At 36.6% G+C, this 25312-nt stretch carries 21 protein-coding genes and 1 pseudogene; 20 read left to right on the plus strand and 2 right to left on the minus strand.

Annotation, left to right across the window (positions count from 1 at the left end):
* Positions 1-31 precede the first annotated feature (31 nt).
* Positions 32-1246 carry a bifunctional phosphopantothenoylcysteine decarboxylase/phosphopantothenate--cysteine ligase CoaBC gene (coaBC, locus tag NSQ89_RS06510; protein ID WP_341133146.1) on the plus strand — a complete coding sequence of 405 codons (1215 nt, stop codon included), beginning with the start codon at positions 32-34 and terminating at the stop codon, positions 1244-1246.
* On the plus strand, positions 1243-3654 hold the full coding sequence (gene priA, locus NSQ89_RS06515; protein ID WP_047939947.1) for a primosomal protein N': 2412 nt from the start codon (positions 1243-1245) through the stop codon (positions 3652-3654). The genes coaBC and priA overlap by 4 nt, the downstream gene beginning before the upstream one ends.
* A gap of 111 nt (positions 3655-3765) precedes the next feature.
* Here priA and NSQ89_RS06520 read toward each other — a convergent pair whose 3' ends face one another.
* Positions 3766-4686 carry an ArsR/SmtB family transcription factor gene (locus NSQ89_RS06520; protein ID WP_047939948.1) on the minus strand — a complete coding sequence of 307 codons (921 nt, stop codon included), beginning with the start codon at positions 4684-4686 and terminating at the stop codon, positions 3766-3768.
* 224 nt (positions 4687-4910) lie between these two features.
* On the opposite strand from NSQ89_RS06520, the gene NSQ89_RS06525 reads away from it, so the two are divergent.
* From NSQ89_RS06525 to spoVM, 15 genes and pseudogenes are all read left to right on the plus strand, one after another.
* A complete protein-coding gene (locus NSQ89_RS06525; protein WP_053215544.1) occupies positions 4911-6176 on the plus strand; it encodes an extracellular solute-binding protein in 1266 nt (421 codons plus the stop codon).
* A 267-nt stretch (positions 6177-6443) separates the two neighbouring features.
* Positions 6444-7367 carry a carbohydrate ABC transporter permease gene (locus NSQ89_RS06530; protein WP_309325240.1) on the plus strand — a complete coding sequence of 308 codons (924 nt, stop codon included), beginning with the start codon at positions 6444-6446 and terminating at the stop codon, positions 7365-7367.
* Positions 7368-7383: 16 nt separating this feature from the next.
* The gene (locus NSQ89_RS06535; RefSeq protein WP_047939949.1) at positions 7384-8229 is read left to right on the plus strand and encodes a carbohydrate ABC transporter permease; all 846 of its coding nucleotides are present in this window, start codon (positions 7384-7386) and stop codon (positions 8227-8229) included.
* A complete protein-coding gene (locus tag NSQ89_RS06540; RefSeq protein WP_047939950.1) occupies positions 8229-8666 on the plus strand; it encodes a hypothetical protein in 438 nt (145 codons plus the stop codon). Before NSQ89_RS06535 ends, NSQ89_RS06540 begins: the two co-directional genes overlap by 1 nt.
* Positions 8666-10408 carry a glycoside hydrolase family 2 protein gene (locus NSQ89_RS06545; RefSeq protein ID WP_341132383.1) on the plus strand — a complete coding sequence of 581 codons (1743 nt, stop codon included), beginning with the start codon at positions 8666-8668 and terminating at the stop codon, positions 10406-10408. The genes NSQ89_RS06540 and NSQ89_RS06545 overlap by 1 nt, the downstream gene beginning before the upstream one ends.
* Before the next feature lie 17 nt (positions 10409-10425).
* On the plus strand, positions 10426-12261 hold the full coding sequence (locus NSQ89_RS06550) for a glycoside hydrolase family 2 protein (protein WP_047939952.1): 1836 nt from the start codon (positions 10426-10428) through the stop codon (positions 12259-12261).
* A 422-nt stretch (positions 12262-12683) separates the two neighbouring features.
* Positions 12684-13172: a peptide deformylase gene (gene def, locus NSQ89_RS06555; protein ID WP_047939953.1), complete on the plus strand. Its 489-nt coding sequence runs from the start codon at positions 12684-12686 to the stop codon at positions 13170-13172.
* A complete protein-coding gene (fmt, locus tag NSQ89_RS06560; RefSeq protein ID WP_047939954.1) occupies positions 13165-14124 on the plus strand; it encodes a methionyl-tRNA formyltransferase in 960 nt (319 codons plus the stop codon). The genes def and fmt overlap by 8 nt, the downstream gene beginning before the upstream one ends.
* Entirely contained in the window at positions 14111-15463 is a 1353-nt protein-coding gene (gene rsmB / locus NSQ89_RS06565; protein WP_047939955.1) for a 16S rRNA (cytosine(967)-C(5))-methyltransferase RsmB, read from the plus strand. The genes fmt and rsmB overlap by 14 nt, the downstream gene beginning before the upstream one ends.
* Positions 15460-16553, plus strand: a pseudogene (gene rlmN, locus NSQ89_RS06570) (23S rRNA (adenine(2503)-C(2))-methyltransferase RlmN). The gene rsmB and the pseudogene rlmN overlap by 4 nt, the downstream one beginning before the upstream one ends.
* 6 nt (positions 16554-16559) lie before the next feature.
* The gene (locus NSQ89_RS06575; protein ID WP_095257564.1) at positions 16560-17318 is read left to right on the plus strand and encodes a Stp1/IreP family PP2C-type Ser/Thr phosphatase; all 759 of its coding nucleotides are present in this window, start codon (positions 16560-16562) and stop codon (positions 17316-17318) included.
* Positions 17315-19315 (plus strand): Stk1 family PASTA domain-containing Ser/Thr kinase, encoded by a 2001-nt coding sequence (gene pknB / locus NSQ89_RS06580; RefSeq protein ID WP_341132384.1) that lies wholly within the window; start codon positions 17315-17317, stop codon positions 19313-19315. Before NSQ89_RS06575 ends, pknB begins: the two co-directional genes overlap by 4 nt.
* 138 nt (positions 19316-19453) lie before the next feature.
* Positions 19454-20335, plus strand: coding sequence for a ribosome small subunit-dependent GTPase A (gene rsgA, locus NSQ89_RS06585; RefSeq protein WP_047939958.1), 882 nt, complete (start codon positions 19454-19456; stop codon positions 20333-20335).
* A 301-nt stretch (positions 20336-20636) separates the two neighbouring features.
* Positions 20637-21281 carry a thiamine diphosphokinase gene (locus NSQ89_RS06590; protein ID WP_047939959.1) on the plus strand — a complete coding sequence of 215 codons (645 nt, stop codon included), beginning with the start codon at positions 20637-20639 and terminating at the stop codon, positions 21279-21281.
* Between the two features lie 89 nt (positions 21282-21370).
* On the plus strand, positions 21371-21451 hold the full coding sequence (gene spoVM / locus NSQ89_RS06595) for a stage V sporulation protein SpoVM (protein WP_016201070.1): 81 nt from the start codon (positions 21371-21373) through the stop codon (positions 21449-21451).
* A gap of 149 nt (positions 21452-21600) precedes the next feature.
* Here the strand turns inward: spoVM and rpmB are convergent, their stop codons facing one another.
* Entirely contained in the window at positions 21601-21789 is a 189-nt protein-coding gene (gene rpmB, locus NSQ89_RS06600; RefSeq protein ID WP_016201071.1) for a 50S ribosomal protein L28, read from the minus strand.
* A 383-nt stretch (positions 21790-22172) separates the two neighbouring features.
* On the opposite strand from rpmB, the gene NSQ89_RS06605 reads away from it, so the two are divergent.
* The 3 genes from NSQ89_RS06605 (at position 22173) to sdaAB (ending at position 25298) form a co-directional block, all read left to right on the plus strand.
* Positions 22173-22535, plus strand: a complete 363-nt coding sequence (locus tag NSQ89_RS06605) for an Asp23/Gls24 family envelope stress response protein (RefSeq protein ID WP_047939960.1) — start codon at positions 22173-22175, stop codon at positions 22533-22535.
* Positions 22536-22551: 16 nt separating this feature from the next.
* The gene (locus tag NSQ89_RS06610; protein WP_095257563.1) at positions 22552-24231 is read left to right on the plus strand and encodes a DAK2 domain-containing protein; all 1680 of its coding nucleotides are present in this window, start codon (positions 22552-22554) and stop codon (positions 24229-24231) included.
* A 404-nt stretch (positions 24232-24635) separates the two neighbouring features.
* A complete protein-coding gene (sdaAB, locus tag NSQ89_RS06615; protein ID WP_047939962.1) occupies positions 24636-25298 on the plus strand; it encodes an L-serine ammonia-lyase, iron-sulfur-dependent subunit beta in 663 nt (220 codons plus the stop codon).
* Positions 25299-25312: the final 14 nt, after the last annotated feature.

Genomic DNA, 25312 nt, shown 5'->3' on the forward strand with positions numbered 1-25312 from the left:
TTAGAATAGAAAGAAAGGAAGGAGGCACATGATGTTGAATGGCAAGAAGATTCTTCTGTGTGTAACAGGGGGCATTGCGGTATATAAGGTATGTGCTTTAACTAGTAAATTAACGCAAAAGGGAGCAGATGTAAAGGTTATTATGTCGGAATCAGCAATGGAATTTGTGAATCCATTAACCTTTAAAGCCCTCTCTAAAAACGAAGTATATACAGACACCTTTGATGAAAAAGATCCAAAAGTGATTGCACATATTGATTTGGCTGATTGGGCTGATTTAATTTTAGTAGCCCCAGCAACGGCTAATGTAATTGGAAAGATTGCAAACGGTATTGCGGATAATATGATTACAACAACCTTACTTGCAGCAACAAGCGATGTTTGGATTGCGCCAGCGATGAATGTACATATGTATGATCATCCTGCCGTTATTAAAAATATTAACACGCTTCATGACTATGGTTTTCGCTTTATTAACCCAGGCGAAGGTTATTTAGCATGCGGCTATGTAGGCAAAGGAAGATTGGAAGAACCGGAAATGATTGTTCAGCATATGGAGGATTATTTTTCCAATAATAACAAGGACAAGATCTTAACTGGAACAACCGTACTCGTGACTGCTGGACCAACGCGCGAAAAAATTGATCCTGTTCGTTTTATTTCCAACCACTCTTCTGGAAAAATGGGATATAGTATTGCCAAAAAAGCTATGGCCTATGGGGCAGATGTTATTTTAATATCTGGACCTACAAATCTAACTCCACCAAAAGGTGCTCAGGTTATTTCAGTGGAAAGTGCGGAAGAGATGTATAACGCTGTAATGACATACAGAGAAGAGGCTGACATTATTATTAAAACAGCTGCGGTAAGTGACTATAAGCCTACGATTGTTTATGACCACAAAGTGAAAAAGCAAAGTGGTCCAGAAACAATTGAATTCACGCGGACCCAAGATATTTTATCCGAACTTGGAAAAAGAAAAGAACAGCAGATTCTCATTGGCTTTGCAGCGGAAACACAAAATATGGCTGAATATGCAATGGATAAATTAAAACGGAAAAATGCAGATATGATTGTGGCTAATAATGTAAATAGACAAGATTCTGGCTTTGGAACCGATACAAATCTTGTGACTATGTATAAGAGAGATGGAACTTCAATCGAATTACCGCTTCTTTCTAAGGATGAGGTAGCGGAAAAAATATTGGAACAAGCAATGCAGATGAAGGAAGCTGTTCAAAAATGACGGTAGCCAAAGTAATTGTCGATGTACCGGCAAAACAAACGGACAGACCCTTTGATTATCTAATTCCGAAAGAATTAGAAGACGTTATTCAACCAGGGATGCGCGTAATTGTTCCATTTGGTCCTAGAAAGGTACAAGGCTTTGTGGAAAGCATAGAAGAATCCTCAAGCTTTAAATCATTAAAAAAAATTATAGAACCGATGGACTTAGTGCCCGTTTTAAATAAAGAACTTTTATCTCTTGCTGACTGGTTGTCTCATTCTACGCTCTGTTATAAGATTTCTGCTTTTCAAGCGATGTTACCACCGGCTTTAAAAGCTAAATATGAGCGTAAAGTAAAAAAGGTATCTAGGGAAGAAGAGAAGATGGCTGAAGGGGTAGCCGCTCTTTTTACTAAAACGGAAGAAGTGGTTTGGGAGGAAGCGTTAAAGAATGTATCTCTTTCTTCCTTACAAAAGGAAGTGAAGAAAGGAACAATCGAGGTTTCCTATGAGGTACAATCAAGAGGCAAGAAGAAGAAGGTAAAGCATATTTATCCTCTTCTAAATAGGGAAGAATTACTTCATTATGAAGAATCGCTGAATAAAAACGCTAAAAAACAAAAAGAATTATTGGTTTATTTTAGTGAGCATCCAGACCCAATCGAACAAAAGCAACTACTTACGAAATTGAGTATTTCAACAGCTGTAATAAAAGGACTAGTCGAAAAAGGGCTTCTTGCAGAAATGGAAAAAGAAGTATACCGCGATCCTTATCAAGAGCGGGAGTTTGAAAGAACATTTGCCTTGCCTTTAACCGATGATCAGGCGAAAGTGGTGGCGCCGATTCATCAGGCGGTAGAACAAAATCAGCATGATGTTTTTCTGTTGTATGGTGTAACCGGTAGTGGGAAAACAGAGGTATATTTACAATCCATTGATAAAGTGTTGGCAAAGGGAGAAGAAGCAATTGTCCTTGTTCCGGAAATAGCGCTGACACCACAGATGGTCAATCGCTTTAAAGGCCGCTTTGGCGATCAGGTTGCCGTTCTCCATAGTGGGTTATCGGTGGGAGAAAAATATGATGAGTGGCGGAAAATCCAAAGAAATGAAGTAAAGGTGGTAGTTGGAGCGAGATCTGCTATCTTTGCGCCATTTACAAATCTCGGGCTTATCATTATTGATGAAGAGCATGAAATGACATATAAGCAAGAGGAGAATCCTCGCTATCATGCTAAAGATGTCGCGATCGAGAGAGGGAAAAAGCATGGATGTCCGATTATTTTGGGTAGTGCCACGCCATCTTTAGAAAGCTTTGCAAGAGCCCAAAAAGGTGTATATACTTTATTGTCTCTTCCTAATCGCATGAATAATCAAGCACTCCCGAAAGTGGAAATTATTGATATGCGAGAAGAATTGAGAAATGGCAATCGCTCTATGTTTTCCGAAGTATTGCTGGAAAAACTGAAAGATCGCCTAGAAAAAAAAGAACAAACGGTATTGTTTTTAAATAAACGGGGACATTCCTCCTTCGTCATGTGCCGTGATTGCGGTTATGTCGTGAAATGTCCAAATTGTGATATTAGCTTGACCTATCACCGCTTTCAAAATCAGATGAAGTGTCACTATTGTGGATATGAAACGTATACGCCTACTACTTGTCCAGAATGCAGCAGTGAGCATATTCGATATTTTGGAACAGGGACGCAAAAAGTAGAGGAAGAGCTGACAAAAATCCTCCCAGAAGCAAGGGTTATTCGCATGGATGTCGATACAACTAGTCGAAAAGGAGCCCACGAAAAGCTGCTGCAAAAATTTCAAGAGGGAGAAGCAGATATTTTATTGGGAACACAAATGATTGCCAAAGGACTAGATTTTCCAAGAATTACGCTAGTTGGTGTACTGTCAGCTGATACAATGCTTCATTTGCCAGATTTCCGCTCATCGGAGAAGACCTTTCAATTACTGACACAAGTAAGCGGCAGAGCAGGCAGACATGAATTACAAGGAGAAGTTATTTTTCAAACCTATACTCCTGAGCATTATAGTATTGAGCTTGCGAGCGAACAGGATTATGACCGTTTTTATGAAACAGAGATGATGATTCGCAGACAACATGCTTATCCTCCTTACTATTTTCTTACGATGATTACAATTAGTCATGAAGAGCTAATGAAAGTAGTCGGGGTTGCGGAAAAAATCACCCAGATTGTCCGAAATAGATTATCACCGCAAACAGTTATTTTAGGACCAGTCGCATCACCAATCGCAAGAATAAAAAATAAATATCGCTATCAATGCCTAATAAAGTATAAACAAGAACCAAACTTGGAAGAAGTTTTAAAATCAATTTTAGATCATTACCAAACAGAAATAAGCACAAACGGCCTGCAGATTTCGATTGATGTTAATCCGTTTATATTGATGTAATATTCTGTTTGCCTATTCGAACAGTTTGTTCAGATTAAAACTATAAAGACCATAGTAATAAAAAACATGGGTAAGGTCTCCGGCGATGACCTTACCCATGTTTGTATTTCGTTAATTATTTTCTTTCTCCAAATAATAAATGCCAATCTGTATATTTTGCTTATGATTTCCAAAATGTTCCCCGAATAAAGTCAACCCACCAACTCTTTCGGATTCCTCTTCAACTGCAATTCTTAGAGTGAGGAAAGAAGAGCTCTCGAGCTGTAATTCATTAATCGTTACGCTGGAAAAGGGTTCGCCATCAATGCCTGTATCTATTTTATTCACCCTGATTGTTTTTAGCAAACCGTACTGACTGAATTTATCATTCCACCATTTCGGCGTATACCGTCCTCTCACATCAGAAAAATTACCAGGAACCGTGTATGTGCCAAGCTTAACATTATTTAAATAAAATGTTATGTCGCTCGGCCAAACATTATTGGAAAGTGGGAATTCAGAAGCAAGCTCCAAACTGATTTCTACCATTTCTGGAATTTCATTTGGTCCAAGTAAGTTAGGGATTTTATACTCTACAAACCCCTGAGACAACCACAATAGCTGGGCGTCCACTCTTTGGCTGTCCATAAAATATTTCGGATCATCCGCTTTTCCGATTATTTCTTTTTCTGTTGCAATCCCGCAAGTAGGCTTTACAGAAAAATCTGTATAATGACCAATTTTTAAATCAGTTTCGTGGAGTTGATATTCTTTAAATATTTTTCTTGGAAAATGAATTTCAATATTGTCTATCGCTAAATAAACAATTTTCTGCAGTCCTGATTTTCCAGGGATTCGTTCCGATTTAACAATTCCTGCTTCTTCTAGTTTTTGAATATGACGGGTAACGATGGCGGCGCTTATGCCTAATTGTTTTGCTAAATCAGATATATTCATGTTGTTTTTTGCGAGAATTTCTATGATCTCTATTCTTGTTTCACTAGCAAGTGCTTGATAAATGTGAAAATAATCCTTTGAAATTTGTATTTGCATAGCAATCTCCTTTAACTTTATGGTTAAAAAGTAGCTTGTCTGTTTATTTTATCATCCACAGTGTTTAACTTCAATAGAAAACACTGAAAATATTGTTTAAATAAGATTGACAACGCTTTCTTATGTTGTTAAATTAATAGTGTAATAAGAATATTAGTAGTCACTTTAACTTTTTAGTTAAAGAATTTCGTTAAGTAATGAGTTAAATAAAAGGAGGAATTAATGTGGGGGCAAAGAGCAAGCTTTGGAAGTATGTTGGTGTGATTGGACTCTCAATCGGTATTTTAGCAGGCTGTGGAGATTCGGAAGCAAGTAGCAGTGCCAAAAATGAAATTACGTTTTGGAATCCGTTCACTGGTCCAGATGGAAAAAATATGCAGGCGATGGTAAATGAATATAATAAAACGAATCCTGAATACAAAATCAAAAACGTCTCTTTAAAAGAAGGAGATATGTATACGAAAATCCCAACAATCGTAAACTCTAAAAAGAATATTCCTGATTTAACGATTGTCCATGCAGAACGAATTAAACAGTTTAAAGATAATGATATGTTAACTTCTTATAATGACTTGCTTGCTGATTTTCCGGAAATTAAAGCAGATAACTATGTAGCAGAAGCTTGGAAGATTGGAGAACTAGATTCAGAGCGTTATAGTATCCCGTTAGATATTCATACTTTCGGACTTTACTACAACAAAGATTTAGTTGATAAGTATTTGCCGACAGCATTGGATGACAATATCGTTACATTTGATGAAATTAAACAAGTTGGCGAGAAAGCCCAAAAAGATAAAATCAGAGCATTAGGGGTAACATGGCTAAAGCCTAATTTCTTGTCCTTGTATGCACAAAATGGTGGTGAGTTAACAGAAGATGGCATTCAACCAACTTTAGTAAACCAAGCAGCGAAAGATACTTTTAATCTATGGAGAGATTATGTAAAGGCAGGTTATACAACAAAGGATGGAGAAGATCCAACTCAAATGTTCTTAACTGGAAAAGTTGTTTTTCTTCCTGAAGGAATTTGGATGCAAAACCAAATTAAAGAATCAAAGGTAAATTGGGGATTAACTAATGCGCCTCAATTATCAGATGATTTATCGAAAGCGGTCAACTGGTCTTCTTCTCACCAATTTGTCATGCTGAAAGATGACTCACGTACGGAGGAAAAAGAAAAAGCTGTTGTGAAGTTTTTAGACTGGGTTCGTGATAATTCAATGGAATGGGCAAAATCGGGACAAAATCCAGCAACGCTTGCGCTTTTAGAAAATGAGGAATATAAAGCAATGCCACAATCATTCTTCTTGGCAACACCTGAACAACAAGCAACATTAAAAATCTTTGACTATAAATACAATGGTTATGTTTCAGAATTATTAGATTCTAAAGCTGGGGATGTCGTATTCTCCAAAACAGAAACAGATAAAGCATTAGAAGATATGGAAAAAGAAATATCTGCTAAGGTAGAAAAAGATAATTCGAATTAATGTTTGCCAAAAAGTAAGAGCGCTTACTTATAGCTGGTGATTGGAGAAGCCGCTGACTGTTTAAAAAGGTAGTTGTTTACTATTGAGACATATTATTATGCAATTCTTGATGAACTTTATATCAAACAGCTAAATAAATAAAAAAGCAAGCAGCCTAAATATAGTAACAAAAGTGCAGCAGGGAATCGAGGTATTTAGGCTGTATGCTTAATCTAGATAAGATGAAAATCTTATTCTAATAGAAGCGAGAGGAAAGGAAGTAGGCGTATGGAAACTGTTCCCGCTACGAAAAATGTAAAACAAATGAAAATAAAAAACTCCAGGAATACATCCTTTGCACCATGGCTATTTTTAGCCCCTCATTTGATCATTTTTGGAGTGTTTTTTCTTATTCCAATCTTTTTTGGAGTTTATATTTCTTTTACAGAATGGGATTTAATTAGTTCGCCAATTTTTGTTGGATTGGATAATTATAAAGAATTATTACTTCAACCAGACTCCGTCTTTTATGAACAACTTCATAATGGGTTGAAAAATACCTTTTTATTTGTTCTATTTACTGTCCCATTTTGTATTATTGTACCTCTGCTTCTTGCAGCAGCTTTGAACACAAAACCAGTTCTGTGGAAAGTATTTCAGTCATTATTCTATTTACCATCGTTGTTTGCAATTTCCGCTGTCATTATTATATGGGGGCTTATGTTTAATGTAACATATGGTCCAATTAATAATATTTTCAATCTGGAAACCGTTTGGACTGGTACTCAGCCTTATGCGTGGATTGCGCTAGTAGCCGTAACAGTTTGGTGGACGATTGGAGGAAATATGATCATTTACCAAGCGGCATTGAATGGTATTCCGAAAGATTATTATGAAGCGGCAGATATTGATGGAGCTTCTTCTTTTCAGAAGTTTATGAAAATTACCCTTCCAAGCATTAGAGGTCAGATTCTTTATACGGTTGTTATCACAACCATTGCTCAATTTAACGTCTATGGGCAGCCGTTGATGTTAACAGGTGGCGGCCCAACAGATTCAACAAGGGTGTTATTAATGGATATTCAGCAAAATGCCTTTGGTTCAGGTCAATCGATTGCGGGGATCTCGTCTGCGATGGCGGTTATTCTTGGACTTTGTATAATGGTTGTTGCATCATTACAATTCTTTTTCTTAAGAGAGAAGAAGAATTAATTAAAGGAGGAAGAGTATGAGCAGTAAAAGAATCAATCCACTACCTAAAATAATCGGGTTTGCCTTTTTGCTTATCATGGCTGTGATTTGGATTATTCCTTTATTATGGGGAGTTGTAACCTCCTTTAAATCAGAGATAGAACTACAAACAGTGGGCTTTAAATTTCTTCCAATTGAATGGGTACTGACAAATTACACTACTTTATTAGTTGATAATACAAGTACACCATTGGTTCGTTGGTTTACAAATTCAGTTGTTATTTCTGTGTCACACACATTATTAGTATTAATTGTGGTGACATTATCAGCCTTCGCTTTTAGCAGATTGAATTTTAGAGGGAAACACGGTTTGTTTGCCTTTTTAATGGCAACGATGATGTTTCCTGGTGTAGTAAATCTTATTCCTCTTTATAAAATCATCGACGTTCTCGGCTGGGTGAATTCTCCGATTGCGATGATTGTTCCAGGTGCAGCAGGTGTATTTAATATCTTTTTAGTTAGACAATTTATGAATAATATTCCTCTAGAATTTGATGAAGCTGCTCGTATGGATGGGGCTAGTGATTTTCAAATTTTAGGAAAAGTAATCTTGCCTTTGATCAAACCGGTTCTCCTTGTTGTTGCCTTATTTTCCTTTACGGGATCATGGAATGATTTTTTATGGCCATCGATTGTTTTTAATGATATTGAAAAAATGCCGATCACACCGGGTCTGCAGCTATTGCAGGGGATGTATCAAGCACAGCCAACCTTATTAATGGCAGGCGCATTGGTTGCGATAATTCCCACTTTTATCTTGTACCTATTCGCACAGAAATACTTCTTGGAATCAATGTCCTTATCAGCTGGAGTGAAAGGATAATGAATAGAAAACTAGAAAGGAATTTAGTGAGAATAGTAGGCGTTTGGCAAATCATCGATGGTCTTATTACAATCCTGTTATATGGAACACTAAAAAAGGTCGAAGGTGCAAGGCTTGCGGAGGACTCGGCTTTTGTCTATATGAAAGCGATGGAATCTTATGTTGGAAGTGTCTATATATTCATTGGCATGTTTGGCGCCTTATTAATTGGTCTGGGGTTAATAAATTTAGTCTGTGCCAAGAAATATATGATAGATGATCAAGTTCATGTAAAGGTTGCCGTATGGCTGTTTGTATGTGGAGCATTATCCTATATCATCATGGATATTATCAGTCTAGTTTTATGTATGTCAGCGGGTATTTTAGTTTTAGCAAAAAATAAATCTATTCGAAAAATAAATAGGACAACAAATAATCGAGTCGGAGGTATAAATTAATGAATGTACTTCATCCAAATCCTCAGTTTCGCAGAGCGGAATGGGTTTCTTTAGATGGAAAATGGAAATTTGCGTTTGATGATAAAAAAGTGGGAGACAAAGAGAGATGGTATGACTCTTTTCCAGAAAGCCAAACCATCAATGTGCCGTTTACTTATGAGACGAAAGCAAGCGGCATCAATCAACAAGAACATCATGAAACAGTATGGTATGAAAGAACAATCGTAATTGATGATACAAAGAAGCATCCAATTGTCCATTTTGAAGGAGTAGATTATGAGGCTTTTATCTATGTAAACGGGAATCTTGCCACGATCCATCAAGGAGGTTACCATGGTTTTTCTGTGGATGTAACTGACTTTGTAACAACTGGAGAGAATAAACTAACTGTTAAAGTCAAAGATTCAAAGGATTGTGCACAACCGAGAGGAAAACAACGCTGGCATGATGAAAATTTTGGCTGCTGGTATGTTCAGACAACGGGAATATGGAAATCCGTTTGGTTGGAATATGTAAATGAATCCTACTTAAATCATGCGAAAATTACACCATTATTTGATGCCCAACAAGTAGCGATTGAAGTAGAAACAAAAGGAATTCCGCTAACGGCAGATGGCTATAAAATAGTGGCATCCATCCAATTTGACGATAAAGTAATCAATGAATTAACAGCTAATATAATTGATAATGTAGCGTCCCTTACTGGAAGTGTATTAGAAAGACTGGATCCATGGACAATGAAAGTATGGAGTCCAGAAAACCCTAATTTATATGATTTGACGCTTAAATTGTACCACCATGATGAATTACTGGATGAAATTCAATCTTATTTTGGTATGCGCAAGATATCTATTGAAGGAAATAGAATTCTTCTTAATAATAGAGAGTTATATCAACGCTTAATTTTGGATCAAGGCTACTGGGAAGAATCAGATTTAACACCACCAAGTGTTGCAGCGTTGGAAGAAGATATCGATAAAATATTAGCATTGGGATATAACGGAGTTCGTAAGCATCAAAAAGTAGAAGACAGTAGATTTCTATATTTAGCAGATAAGAAAGGGCTTCTTGTCTGGCTGGAAGTTGGTTCGACGTATGGCTTTAGTGACAAAGCAGTCCTCAATTTTACCCATGAATGGCTGGAAATTGTGAAGCAAAATTACAACCATCCGAGTGTGATTACATGGGTGCCATTTAATGAATCGTGGGGCATTGGCGATATCCATCATGATAAGCAGCAACAAGCTTTTACGGAAAGTATCTATCATTTAACTAAAGCATATGATTGTAATCGCCCTGTTATCACAAATGACGGCTGGGAACATACTATTTCTGATATTATCACATTGCATGACTATGAGGAGTATGGAGCGCTGCTTGCTAGTAGATATAAAGACAGCGACAAGTTAATGTCTAATGGTATCCAGTTCAATAAAGGTTTCTATGCTTTTGCAGAGGGTTATCCGTATAAAGGTCAGCCAATCCTTATTTCTGAGTTTGGCGGAATTGCTTTTCAAACAGAGGAAGGTTGGGGCTATGGGAATCAAGTGAAGGATGAAGAAGCGTTCTTTAAACGTTTTGAAGACATTCACCATGCAGTTCAGGATTTAGAATACGTATGTGGTTATTGTTATACACAACTAACCGATGTCCAACAAGAAGTAAATGGCTTGCTTACAATCGATCGGAAGCCAAAAGTTTCTGTTGAGAAAGTAAGACAAGTAAATACCCGAAGATTATAATCATAGGAGTGTATAAGATGACGAGACAAGAATATCCCCGCCCGCAGTTCGTGCGTGACCAGTGGATTAACTTAAATGGAACTTGGCAATTTCAGTTTGATGATAAGAATGTAGGGGAACAGGAGCAATATTTTAATAAAGAAACACTGGATAAAGAAATACAAGTACCGTTTGTTTACCAATCTAAGTTAAGTGGAATTGGGGAAAGAACCATTCATGAATATGTTTGGTATAAGAAAGAAGTAGTGATTCCTAAATACGCAGATAAACGAACAATCTTGCATTTTGGTGCGGTAGATTACTATTGCAAGGTATACGTGAACGGAAAATTTGTGGGAGACCATGAAGGCGGGCATACTTCATTCTCATTTGATATTTCGAATTATTTATTAGACGAAAACCAAAGTATTACTGTTAAAGTCTACGATCCTATCAAAGATGAAACCATTCCACGAGGGAAGCAGTTCTGGGAAGAGGAACCAAGGGCGATTTGGTATACGAATTCTACAGGGATTTGGCAGACGGTCTGGGTGGAACAAGTAAATAATGATTATCTGGAAAAAGTTCGATTTACTCCTGATCTAGACCGCGGTGTCGTCTGGATGGATTTTGTTTTAAATAAAGAAGCAGAAATATCAAGAGCGAATTATTATGTGAAATACAAAATAAGTTTTAAGAACATTTTAATTGCGGAAGATCAAATTAAAATGAATAATCTTGCAGAAAAACGCGCGGTTGATATTATTCAAAATAAAATTTTTCGCACCAATTTTCACGATAGCGGCTATACTTGGTCACCAGAACACCCTAATTTATTTGACGTATCTATCGAACTTTGTGATGAAAAAGGAACCGTTTTAGATAAAGTGCAATCTTATTTCGGCTATCGAAAAGTCCATACAGAAAATGGTATGGTTTATTTAAACAATAAACCATACTATCAAAAACTGGTCCTTGATCAAGGTTATTGGCCAGAGGGACTTTTGACAGCTCCGGAAGCAGAAGATTTAAAAAAAGATATAGAATTAGCGAAAGAAATGGGATTCAATGGATGCAGAAAGCATCAAAAAACAGAAGATCCTCTCTTCATGTATTATGCAGATACATTAGGTTTTCTAGTGTGGGGAGAATGTGCATCAGCTCCTGTTTATACAAAAGAAGCAGCAACAAGATTAATGAAGGAATGGATGGAAATAGTCGACCGTGACTATAATCACCCTTCTATCGTTACTTGGGTTCCCTTAAATGAAAGCTGGGGTATTCCGGATATTCATCATGATAAAAAACAACAGCATTTCTCTACAACCATGTATCACATGCTCCATGCCATTGATGATACTCGTCTGGTTATCTCTAATGATGGCTGGGAAGCAACAGTTACAGATATTTGTGCGATTCATAATTACGGTCATGGAAATGCTGATGAAAAAGCAAAGTATCAATACTTCAAAGAGTCTATATCTTCTGTTGAAAATTTACTTACACATGCTCATAGCAAATGGGAAGTGTATGCTGAGAACCACTCCCACCAAGGAGAACCAATTCTGTTAACAGAATTCGGGGGCATTGCCTTTAAGATGGGGGAACAAAGCGGTTGGGGCTACACTTCTGTCGAAACTGCGGATGATTATATAACAGAATACCGCAAAATCATGGAAGCAATCTTTCAATCGAAGGGACTATGGGGCTATTGCTATACGCAGCTGACAGATGTTGAGCAAGAAATTAATGGGATTTTAACGTATAATCGTATTCCAAAATGTGATTTATCCAAAATTAAAGAATTGAATAATCTCTTCTTTCCCGAGCGATTGGCTACTAACGGGAAGAGGATGAATGGAGGCATAAACTAAATAAATAATCTGTAAAGGCAAACAATCTCAAAGTTAGTTATTAGATAATAGTTACTTTCTAACACGGATTTTTTATCGTTTTAAATATAGCCATGTTTAAAAACTAATTTGTTCCAAACTATACTTATCAACAGTAATATGTTAAAATGTTCAAGGCTCATGACAGCGAAAATGATGGATGGTTTCAAGTTATCCTGAGTTTCCTGACATGGGTTTTTATTTTTTCCGCCCAAAAATAAAGCAACGTACGAATTAATTTCCAAAAGGAATACATAGCTATTTAGTAGCAGGGTTTGATAAAATACAAAAAGGAATGAGTTTTAGCATAGGCTGTTTGTCTGAACAATGATGGCAAGACCGTCTTCGATTAATAAGAGCAAACCTTTAATCGACTATCTCTCTTAATGTTTGGAGGAAATAATGTGGCAGTAAAACAAATTGTAATGTACCCGGATCCGGTGTTAGAAACACCATGCGCGGAAGTTACAGTCTTTGATAAAAAATTAGCAAAATTATTAAACGATATGTATGATACAATGATTGAATTTGACGGAGTTGGACTAGCTGCTCCACAAATTGGTATATCAAAGCGCATTGCTGTAGTAGATATTGATGATGATATGGGTACACTGGAATTAATTAATCCCAAATTATTAGAAGTGAATGGCTCTCAAGTTGGTCCCGAAGGATGTTTAAGTTTCCCGGGATTATTCGGAGACGTCGAAAGGCCATTGTCTATTAAAGTAGAGGCGCAAAATAGAAAAGGAAAAAAATATATAATAGAAGCTGAAGAATATTTAGCAAGAGCGATTTTACATGAAATGGACCATTTAGATGGAGTACTATTTACATCAAAGGTAATTCGCTATCTAGAGGAAGATGAGCTAGAAGGAGTGGAAGCAAATGACTAAAGTTGTATTTATGGGTACCCCGGATTTTTCTGTTCCTGTATTACAAAGATTATTAGAAGAAAAGTATGAAGTAATTGCGGTTGTGACACAGCCTGATCGTCCTGTGGGCAGAAAAAAGGTGTTAACCCCGCCGCCAGTAAAGGTAGAAGCTCTAAAACATGATATCCCTGTCTATCAACCAGAGAAGATTCGTCAATCAGACGAGCTGAAAGCTATTATCTCTTTGAACCCGGATATTATTGTGACTGCTGCGTTCGGTCAAATTTTGCCAAAAGAGCTATTAGATGCACCAAAATTCGGCTGTGTGAATGTTCATGCATCCTTGCTTCCTGAATTAAGAGGCGGAGCGCCAATTCACTACAGTATTTTACAAGGGAAAGAAAAAACCGGTATTACCATTATGTATATGGCGGAGAAGCTAGATGCTGGTGATATTATTTCAGTGGCGGAAGTGGAAATTGAAGAAGAAGATACAGTAGGAACACTTCATGATAAATTAAGTCGTGTTGGAAGTGATTTATTAGCAGAAACTTTGCCTAAACTGTTAGCAGGAGAAATTACGCCGATTCCGCAAAAGGATGAGGAGGCAACATTTGCTCCAAATTTGAAGCGGGCGGACGAACTAATTGACTGGTCTGTTTCTGGAGAAGAAATTTATAATAAAATTCGTGGTTTAAATCCTTGGCCAGTAGCTTTCACTCTTTATCAAGGGAAAGTGATGAAAGTATGGGCTGGTAAGAAAGTGGCGAAAAAGAGAGATGCCTCTCCTGGAACAATTGTCGACATAACAGATCATGGCCCAATTGTGGCAACAGGTAATGACACATACATTCAATTAACAGAAGTACAACCAGCGGGCAAGAAGAAAATGGACATCAGCCAATTCTTACGCGGGGCTGGCAGTAAAATGCAAGTAAATGAGATATTAGGAGTTACGAATGAAGAAAACTAGAAAAAATGTGCGAGAAGCAGCATTAGATATTTTGGAAACCATTCAAAAAAATCAAGCGTATAGTAACTTATTGCTAAATACGACGATTAAGAAAAATGAGATTCCTTCTAAAGATATCGGTTTGTTAACAGAAATTGTTTATGGAACGCTGCAGAGAAAAATGACTCTGGAATTTTATCTGCGTCCTTTCCTTAATAAAGGAAAGAAAATAGAGGAATGGGTTTATATTCTTCTGCAGATGACTGTCTATCAAATCGTTTATTTAGATCGTATTCCAGATCATGCTGCAATAAATGAAGCGGTAGAAATTGCTAAAAAGAGAGGCCACAAAGGAATAAGCGGCTTTGTAAATGCTGTACTAAGAAATATGCTAAGACAAGGATTGCCATCCTTTAATGAGATTAAAGATGAAATAGAACGACTTTCCATTGAAACAAGTCATCCTAGTTGGCTTGTAAAAAGATGGGTCGAGCAGCTTGGTGTAGAAGAAGCGAAAAAAATGTGCGAAATCAATCTAACTGCACCGATGCAAACAGCAAGGGTTAATACAACAAAGGTTTCTGTAACGGAATGTATAGAACTTTTAACAGAAGAAGGATTTCAAGTAGAAGCAAGTGAGGTAATTCCAGAAGGGATTAAAGTTTTAAAGGGAAATATCGCTCATTCATCTGCTTTTGAAAAAGGGCTGCTGACGATTCAAGATGAAAGCTCTATGATTGTTGCTTATGCACTAGATTTAGACAAACCATATTCCGTATTGGATGCTTGTGCAGCTCCAGGTGGTAAATCTACTCATATTGCAGAGAAGATGAATAAGGACGGCAACATTCTTTCTATTGATCTTCATGATCATAAAGTAAAGTTGATTAAGCAAAATGCAGATCGCTTAGATTTACCAACGATTGAAACAAAGGCAATGGATTCAAGAAAGCTGGACAGCAGCTTGGAGAAAGAAAGCTTTGATCGAATTCTGTTAGATGCACCATGTTCAGGGTTTGGTGTAATGAGAAGAAAGCCAGATATGAAATATACAAAAACAGAAGCTGATGTAGATCGGCTGCAGAAAATTCAATTGGATTTACTAGCTTCTGTTTCCCCGCTTTTAAAAAAAGGTGGAATATTAGTATATAGTACATGTACCATTGATACAGCAGAGAATGAAGAAGTGGTGGAGAAATTCTTAGCTGTTAATACGCAGTTTGAGAGAGATAGAACATTGGCGGATCGTCTGCCACAAGATGTAAAGAATTACGCAGAAGGAAATGAATTACAGATATTACCGCAATATTTTGGCTCAGATGGCTTTTATATTGCAGCATTAAGAAAGAAGGTGCAATGATGGAACAAGTAAAAACATCATCAAGAAGAAGACAAAAGGCAGAACCAGCTATTCCCTCGATATACTCAATGGAATTGCAAGCACTAAAGGATTGGTTGACAGCGCATAATGAAAAGGCGTTTCGTGCGGATCAAATTTTTGAATGGCTATATAAAAAGAGAGTAACCTCTTTTGAAGATATGTCTAACTTATCGAAAAATTTACGTTTAATGCTTCAGGAAAATTTTACAATTACAACATTAAATACGCTTATTCAGCAAACATCAAATGATGGGACAATTAAATTTTTATTTGAATTACATGATGGCTATTCCATTGAAACAGTTTTAATGCGTCATGATTATGGTAATTCTGTTTGTGTAACAACCCAAGTCGGCTGTCGAATCGGCTGTACTTTCTGTGCTTCTACATTAGGTGGATTAAAAAGAAATTTAGAAGCAGGAGAAATCGTTGCACAAGTCGTAAAAGTACAACAGGCATTAGATGAATTGGGCGAACGTGTAAGTTCAGTTGTTATTATGGGAATTGGGGAACCATTTGATAACTTTACTAGTATGTTAAGTTTCCTAAAAATTATTAACCATGAACAAGCATTAAATATTGGAGCAAGACATATCACTGTGTCAACCAGTGGGATTATCCCGAAAATTTATGAATTTGCGGATCAAAATATGCAAATTAATTTTGCGGTTTCCCTGCACGCGCCAAACACAGAGTTAAGAAGCAGACTAATGCCAATTAACAGAGCGTATAAATTACCTGATTTAATTGAAGCTATCCGCTACTATGTGGATAAAACAGGTAGACGTGTAAGTTTTGAGTATGGTTTATTTGGCAACGTAAATGATCAAGTAGAGCATGCGGAAGAGTTAGCTGAGCTTGTGAAAGGAATCAAGTGTCACGTAAACTTAATTCCTGTTAACTACCAGAAAGAGATTATGTAAGAACACCGAAGGACCAAATCTTTTTATTTGAAAAAACATTAAAGAAACATGGAGTAAATGTAACAATCCGCCGTGAGCAAGGTTCAGATATCGATGCTGCATGTGGACAGCTTCGTGCGAAGGAGAGAAAAGAAGAGACGAGGTGATCACCTTTGAGTCAAATTTTTATGACTGATAAGGGGAAAGTTAGACAACATAATGAGGATAGTGGAGCAATTATTAGAAATAAAAGCGGTCAACGCCTTGCCATCGTAGCTGATGGCATGGGTGGACACCGTGCAGGTGATGTTGCAAGCTCACTCACTGTTGAGAAACTGACAGAACTTTGGACAATGGTAGAGGAAATTAAAACAGCAGATGAGGCAGAAAACTGGTTGGAATCCAATATTTTAGAGGTCAATCAATATGTTTTCGATTATGCTTCCACCCATCCAGAATGTGAAGGCATGGGTACCACCATTATAGGGGTAATCAGTACAGAAAATTTTTCGACGATTGCTCATGTGGGAGACAGCAGATGCTATCTTTATAATGAAGATGGCTTTAAACAAATTACAGAAGATCATTCCTTAGTAAATGAATTAGTTCGTATGGGCCAGATATCGAAAGAGGATGCAGAGCATCATCCCAGAAAAAATGTCGTCTTGAGAGCACTTGGAACAGATGCGCAGTTAAATATTGATGTGATGACCATTATGTTTGAAGAAGGAGACATCATATTTATTTGTTCTGATGGACTATCTAACAAAGTAACGGATCAACAAATTAAAGAGATTCTTGAAAAAGAGATTACATTAGAAGAGAAGGCTTCTACGTTAATCGAAACTGCCAATATAAATGGTGGAGAAGATAATATTACGGTCGTTATTTTGGAGTATGGGGATGGTCATCAAGCAGGTGAAGGGCAATGATGATTGGAAAAAGAATAAGTGGCCGTTATAAAGTCTTAGAGATGATTGGCGGAGGTGGAATGGCAAATGTCTACCTTGCGCATGACATGATTTTAGATCGAGATGTAGCAGTGAAGATGCTAAGACTCGATTATGTCAATGATGAGGAGTTTATTAAACGATTTCATCGCGAAGCGCAATCTGCTACAAGCTTAGCTCATCCGAATGTCGTCAATATATATGATGTTGGAGAAGAAGGAGACATCTATTATATTGTTATGGAATATGTGGAAGGCGATACACTGAAACAATACATACATAAAAATTCACCACTTTCTGTAGAGACAGTTATCGCAATTATGCAGCAAATAACATCTGCAATCGCGCATGCGCATCAAAATAATATTATCCATCGCGATATAAAACCGCATAATATTTTAATAGATAAAGAAGGAAAAGTAAAAGTAACCGATTTTGGAATTGCAATGGCATTAAGTGCGACAAGCATCACGCAAACAAATTCTGTGTTAGGTTCTGTTCATTATTTATCTCCTGAACAAGCTCGTGGTGGAATGGCGAATAAAAAATCTGACATTTATTCTCTTGGGATTGTAATGTTTGAATTATTAACAGGGAGATTGCCTTTTTCTGGCGAATCAGCTGTTTCGATTGCTTTAAAACATTTGCAGTCTGAAACGCCTAGTGTTAGAAGATGGAACGAAGCCATCCCGCAAAGCGTGGAGAATATCGTCTTAAAAGCTACTGCGAAAGATCCTTTTTATCGATATAATAGTATGGAAGAAATGTCAGAGGATTTGCAAACAGCTTTAGATTTAGAGAGAATAGACGAACCCAAGTTTGCAATACCCGTTGATGACGAAGCTACAAAAGCAATTCCGGTCATTACAAATGATGGTTTATATAAAAATTTTGATGAGACGATTGTTCATACAAATGAAAAAGAAGATCAAGGAAACACATTGGTAAAGGAAGCCCCAGTAAAGAAAGAGAAAAAGAAGAAAGCTAAGAAAAAGGGAAAGAAAATTGCTGCCATTATTATTTCAACCTTTATCGCCTTGCTATTAATAATGGGACTAGTAATATTTTTTCTGCCAGATTTACTTGCTCCAGAAGATATAGTGGTTCCTGATGTCACTGGTTTAGAATTAGATAAAGCAAAGACAACGCTAGAAGAAAAAGGCTTTGTAGTGTCTGATACTATTACCTTAAATAGTGATGATGTAGAAAAAGGTCATGTTATTAAAACAAGTCCTAGTGCAGGCAGCGCGCGAAGAGAAGGGACAGAAATTACGATCTATGAAAGTCTTGGAAAAGAGACGGTCGTGTTAAGTGATTATGTAGGAAGAAAATATGATGATGTTGTTAAACTATTAGAATCAGAAGGATTCGATTTTAAAGATATTGATCCTATCGAAGTTTTTGATGATAGTGAACCAGGAACAATATTAGAACAAAATATTAAGCCAAAAGAGGAAGTAGTACCAAGTGAAACTTCATTAGAATTTACAATAAGTAAAGGTGCACAGTTAATTAGTGTCAAAGATTTATCAGATTATACGAAAAAAGAAGTAAATGACTATGTGGGCGATGCTGGTTTAACGGTAACTTTTAAGGAAGAATATAGTGACACAGTGGAAAAAGGTCTAGTCATTTCCCAAACGCCTGAACCTCGTACTAATTTGAAAAAAGGTGCTGGAATTACTGTTGTTCTTTCTAAAGGAAAAAAAGAAGTACAACCGAAAGAAGTAATGAGAGAAATATCGATTCCATATGAACCGACTGAAATGACTGCCGATGGGAAGCCAGTCGAACAAACAGTAAGAATATATATTGGTGATTTTAATAATAGTATGACAGAACCAGCTGAAACATTTACGATTACCGAAAATACTAAAAAGACAATCTATCTGCAAATTCCTGAAGGGCAAAAAGGATATTATCGAGTGCAGATTGACAGTGTAGTCATCCTTGATGAAGAGGTTCCTTATCCTAACTAGTAATTGGTTTGAATTTAGCAAGAGAGGGAATGCTCTTTAAGTAGGTATTTTCTAATAAGCTGTCGGTTTTAAAATAGTTTTTAGAAACATACTAGAACTTTTATTAGTGAGCGAAAGTAAGTAAGGAGCGTTATATTTATGCCTAAAGGCAAAATTATTAAAGCGTTAAGTGGATTTTATTATGTATTAAGTGAGGGTCAATTAATACAGTGTCGCGGTAGAGGTGTATTTCGAAAAAACAAGATAACCCCTTTAGTAGGCGATGAAGTCGTTTTTCAAGCAGAGAATGAAACAGATGGCTATATTTTAGAAGTCAACGAAAGAAAAAATGAATTAGTAAGACCGCCGATTGCCAATGTGGATCAAGCCATTCTTGTCTTTTCTAGTGTGGAGCCAGATTTTAGCACCGCGCTATTGGATCGTTTTCTCGTATTAATTGAATACAATAGAATTGACCCAGTAATCTGTATAACAAAAATGGATTTAGCAAGTAGTGAGGAGGTTGAAAAAATGAAGGAGTACGCAGCGCAATATGAAGCTGTAGGGTATCCTGTCATTTTAACCTCTTCTGAAACCGAAGCGGGCATAGAACAGCTATTGCCTTATTTAAAGGATAAGATTTCGGTATTTGCCGGACAATCGGGAGTAGGAAAGTCTTCTTTGTTAAATGTAATTAGACCTGATTTAGACTTAAAGACAAATGAAATTTCTGCCAGTTTAGGAAGAGGAAAGCATACAACAAGACATGTAGAGCTTATCTCAATTGGAGATGGACTTGTCGCAGATACACCAGGTTTTAGTTCACTGGAGTTTCTAGAAATTGAAGGAGAAGATTTGAATTATTGTTTTCCTGAAATAGAAAAAACAAGCGAAAACTGTAAGTTTAGGGGCTGTCTTCATCTTTCAGAACCAAAATGCGCAGTGAAAGAAGCGGTAGAAAATAATCAAATTCCAACTTATCGTTATGAGCACTACAAAGATTTCTTACAAGAAATTAGAGATCGAAAACCGAAGTATTAGTTGCTGAATTGTTAAAAAAACAGCGTTTTATGAATAGGAGAGAATTCTATATTCCATTTGCATGAGCTTGGACAGAGATGTGGAGACCGGGCATATGCACCTAAAAGCGATAGAATTCTTGGAATTACACTTAGATAGACTTTTACTTATTTTGTATTTGCAGCCTTAAAGCAGATTCTTTCTATATAGCCGTTTGGACTTTTATCTGGATTGATTAGTAATCAACGTAGATAAAGAAAACAAAGGCATATAAAAAAGGATCTGTATTTTTGTATAGAAAAGTAATAAGAGGAGGAGAAACATGATTGTTCATATTATGGCTGGAGGACCAAAGCAGTATATTCCTCAGTTAGATAACTATCCGAAAGATATTTGCTGGATTGGTGTGGATAGAGGGGTTATGTATTTAATCGAAAGATCCCTGCCGATTTATGCAGCTTTTGGTGACTTTGATTCTATTTCGGAAACAGAACTGCAGGCGATGGAAGAAAAAACAGGTATTATTAAACGTTTTAAGCCAGAAAAAGACGAAACAGACATGGAACTTGCTCTTTTATGGGCTATTAAAGAAGGTGCAACGACGATTCGGTTATTTGGTGCGACAGGGGGGAGACTCGACCATACAATAGCTAATCTTCACCTGCTATTACGAGAAGCGCTAGACAATAAGAAGATTCAACTAGAAATAATCGATAAACAAAACAGCGTATCTGTTGTACAAGCAGGGTCTTATACGGTAAAAAAACTGGAGGAATATAAATATATTTCATTTTTCCCATATAGTACAAAGATTGTAGGTCTATCTTTAGAAGGTTTTAAATACCCTTTAGTAAGGAGAAATCTTCCTGCTAGCAGCACATTGTGCATTAGTAATGAACTAATTCGAGAAACTGGTACTTTTTCCTTTGATGAAGGCATATTAATGGTAATAAGAAGTTGTGATTAAAATCTGATAAATGATGGTACTAATTTATTTAATCTGAATAGGATATGGAAGTGCTAGCGATGTTTATTGATTAAGGAGGGACAGTATTCATGAGATTCTATACCATTAAATTGCCGAAATTTTTAGGAGGACTTGTCCGAGCAATGTTAGGAACCTTCAAAAAGGACTAACGAAAGATTCTGCGAATTTTTTTAGTAAAGACAACCTTTCACTATGAGGCGGGGATCTTCGAAGACTCACTTATGTATACGCTTTTGAATGTTGTTTGGAGACAAAATAAAAAAGGACATGTGACATGTCCTTTTTTATTGCGATCTGATTAAACGCGTTCTACTTTACCAGATCTTAATGCTCTAGCAGAAACCCAAACACGTTTAGGTTTACCGTCTACTAAAATACGAACCTTTTGAAGGTTAGCTCCCCAAGTACGTTTGTTAGCGTTCATTGCATGGGAACGAGCATTACCTGTAGTTGTTTTTCTTCCAGTGATAACACATTTACGTGGCATGTATATTTCCCTCCTTATTACAGAAACCCATTAAAATGAGTTTGAAAAGTCATAGATAGCAATTTACTTATAGTCTGCTAAATAATCCTCGTTACAGATACCTTAATAATTTATCATACAACTTAAATGAATGCAATAGTTGGATGAAAAGCTTTCAAGAAAATTTCCTTGACATGTATTTCTTTACTGAACAGATCAGTTTATCTCAAGACTTTATGGGAATAGTAAAACAAGTAGCTGTTTTCTGAATTTATCCCAATGCTTTAATAGAAGTGTTATTTTGTTATATAATAATAATAAGCTTTTTAACTATAGCTTTCAAAAAAGTTTTGGTTATAGTAAAATGTCAGTAGTCAAGGAGCAATTCCAAAGGGGGAAAACTCATGTCCATTGAACTAAAAACGAATTTCGGACAAATTGATATATCTACAGAAGTTATCGCTACAATCGCAGGTGGAGCAGCAGTAGACTGCTACGGTATCGTTGGAATGGCGTCGAAAAATCAAATTAAAGACGGTTTAACAGATATTTTGCGAAAAGAAAACTTTACACGTGGTGTAATCGTTCGAAAAGTTGAAGAAGAAGTACATATTGATATGTATATCATTGTAAGTTACGGAACGAAAATCTCCGAGGTTGCGCACAATGTTCAATCAAAAGTAAAATACACACTCAATAAGACAGTTGGACTTGCCGTTGACTCGGTTAATATTTACGTTCAGGGAGTTCGTGTGACGAACCCGTAGTAGAGGAGGAAACACAGTGTCAATTACAGTTTTAGAAGGAAAGCGATTTGCCGAAATGGTAATACAAGGAGCAAACCATTTGTCCTCTAATGCTAAATATGTAGATGCGTTAAATGTCTTTCCAGTGCCAGATGGAGATACAGGAACGAATATGAATTTATCGATGACTTCAGGTGCAAAGGAAGTTCAAAAGAATATTCAATCACATATCGGTAAAGTTGGAACCTCATTATCGCGAGGTTTATTAATGGGAGCCAGAGGGAATTCAGGGGTTATTCTTTCTCAATTATTTCGAGGGTTTTCTAAGCATATTGAGCAAAAAGAGACGATAACTGGAAAAGAATTTGCGGATGCCTTACAATTCGGTGTGGAAACAGCATATAAAGCAGTAATGAAGCCGGTAGAAGGAACGATTCTTACAGTTGCAAAAGATGCTGCAAAGAAAGCGGTTCAATCTGCCGAAAAAAATGATGATATCATTGTTATCATGGAGGATACAGTAAAAGAAGCAAGAGCTTCTTTAAACAGAACACCTGAACTTCTGCCTGTGTTAAAAGAAGTAGGCGTCGTTGATAGTGGTGGGCAAGGTCTAGTATTTGTATATGAAGGGTTTCTTGCAGAGCTAAAGGGTGAAAAACTTCCAGACGCTGTGCAAAATGTTGTTTCTATGAATGAATTGGTAAATGCAGAACATCATAAAAATGTTCACAGTTATATCAATACAGAGGATATTGAATTTGGCTACTGCACAGAATTTATGGTTCGTTTAGAGCAAGAAAAGTTAGGGAATAAGCCGTTTTCAGAAGATGACTTCAGACAAGCGTTAAGCAAATATGGAGATTCATTACTTGTAATTGCGGATGATGAAATTGTGAAAATTCATATTCACTCCAATCAGCCTGGTGAAGTATTAACATTTGGACAAAAATACGGTAATTTGGTAAAAATGAAGATTGAAAATATGCGTGAACAGCATAGCAGCTTAGTGGATGCAGCAGAAAAAGAGGAAGTAAATAATGCTCATTCCCTGGAAGAACAAAAAGAGTATGGGATTGTAACAGTTTCGATGGGAAGCGGAATTGCAGATCTTTTCAGAAGTATCGGTGCTCATTATGTTATTGAGGGCGGTCAAACAATGAATCCAAGCACGGAAGATATTGTTAATGCTGTACAACATATCAATGCGAAAAAGGTCTTTATTTTACCAAATAATAAAAATATTATTATGGCAGCAGAACAAGCAGCTGACGTATTAGAACAAGAGGTTGTGGTTATCTCTTCTAAAACGGTTCCTCAAGGAATGTCAGCTTTACTTGCTTTTAATCCTTCTAGTGATTTAGCAACAAATGAGAAGAATATGAAAGCGGCGCTTGAACATGTGAAAACTGGTCAAATTACGTATGCAGTCAGAGATACAAGTATTGATGGGTTAGAGATTGAAACAGGCGACTTTATGGGACTTGCAGAAGGAAAAATCATTGTAAAAAGCAAAGATAAAACAGAATCTGCAATGGAACTTTTAAAATCCATGATTGATGAGGATTCAGAAATTGTAACGATAATTAAGGGAGAAGAAGCGACGGAAGAAGAGGTTGAAACGCTTGTATCTTTTATTGAAGACAATTTTGAAGATGTGGAAGTAGAAGTTCATGATGGAAAACAACCACTGTATTCCTTTATTTTTTCTATTGAATAATAGTATTTTAAAAGGGTGTGCCTGTATATATGGAGGCATGCCTTTTTGTGTTTTAAAGGGGATAGTGGATGGAATGGGAGGGGCCTTCTGCTGTTTGTTCCCTTTTTTGAGGAGGAATAGATGCAATGGGTAACAGAGAGGAAGTGTCAGTGCTTATTAAAGTATAGTGAAGAGAAAAAAGGAACAGATGCACGATAACAAAAGTTATGCAGGAAGAAAACTTCGATATATCCCCTCAACCCTTCACACTTTCCTAATCAAAATTAGCTATTTTCTATCGAAGAATAAGAATTAGAACCATATATTAATATAGTATGATATTATATAGTGTAATCAATTTATACCCAGTATTATGTTAAAGAAATATCATTTTGACTTTTGGCCATTTAAGGAGAGACAAATCCATGAAATTTAAAAGCGTTTTTGATATTATTGGTCCAGTCATGATTGGTCCATCCAGTTCCCATACAGCAGGTGCGGCAAGGATTGGCAGAGTGGCGCGTAACCTTTTTGAAAGAGAACCAAAATGGATAAACATTCATTTTTATGGTTCATTTGCTGAAACATATAAAGGCCATGGAACAGATGTAGCGATAATTGGGGGAATTCTTGATTTTGATACCTTTGATGAGCGAATTAAAGACTCCTTAGAAATTGCAGAACAGCATGGAATCCAAGTAAACTTTCATATAGAAGAAGCGATCCCAGAACATCCTAATACAGCAAAAATTCATTTGGGGGATGAAGACGGAGAAATGGAGCTAGTTGGTATTTCTATTGGCGGTGGGAAAATAGAAATCACCGAGTTAAATGGCTTCCAATTAAAGCTTTCTGGTCATCATCCTGCGATATTAGTTGTTCATAATGACCGATTTGGTGCAATTGCGAAAGTGGCCAATGTATTGGCTAAATACGAAATTAATATTGGTCATATGGAAGTTAGTCGTAAAGAAAAAGGAAAACTGGCTTTAATGACAATTGAGGTCGATCAAAATATAGAAGAATCCATTTTAAAAGAGCTTGAAGAGTTAGATTCAATTGAAAAAGTTACAACAATCGTGGAATAAAGGGAGGGGTAAAT

The organism is Niallia sp. FSL R7-0648, from assembly GCF_038007005.1.
Classification (GTDB): Bacteria; Bacillota; Bacilli; order Bacillales; family Cytobacillaceae; genus Niallia; species Niallia circulans.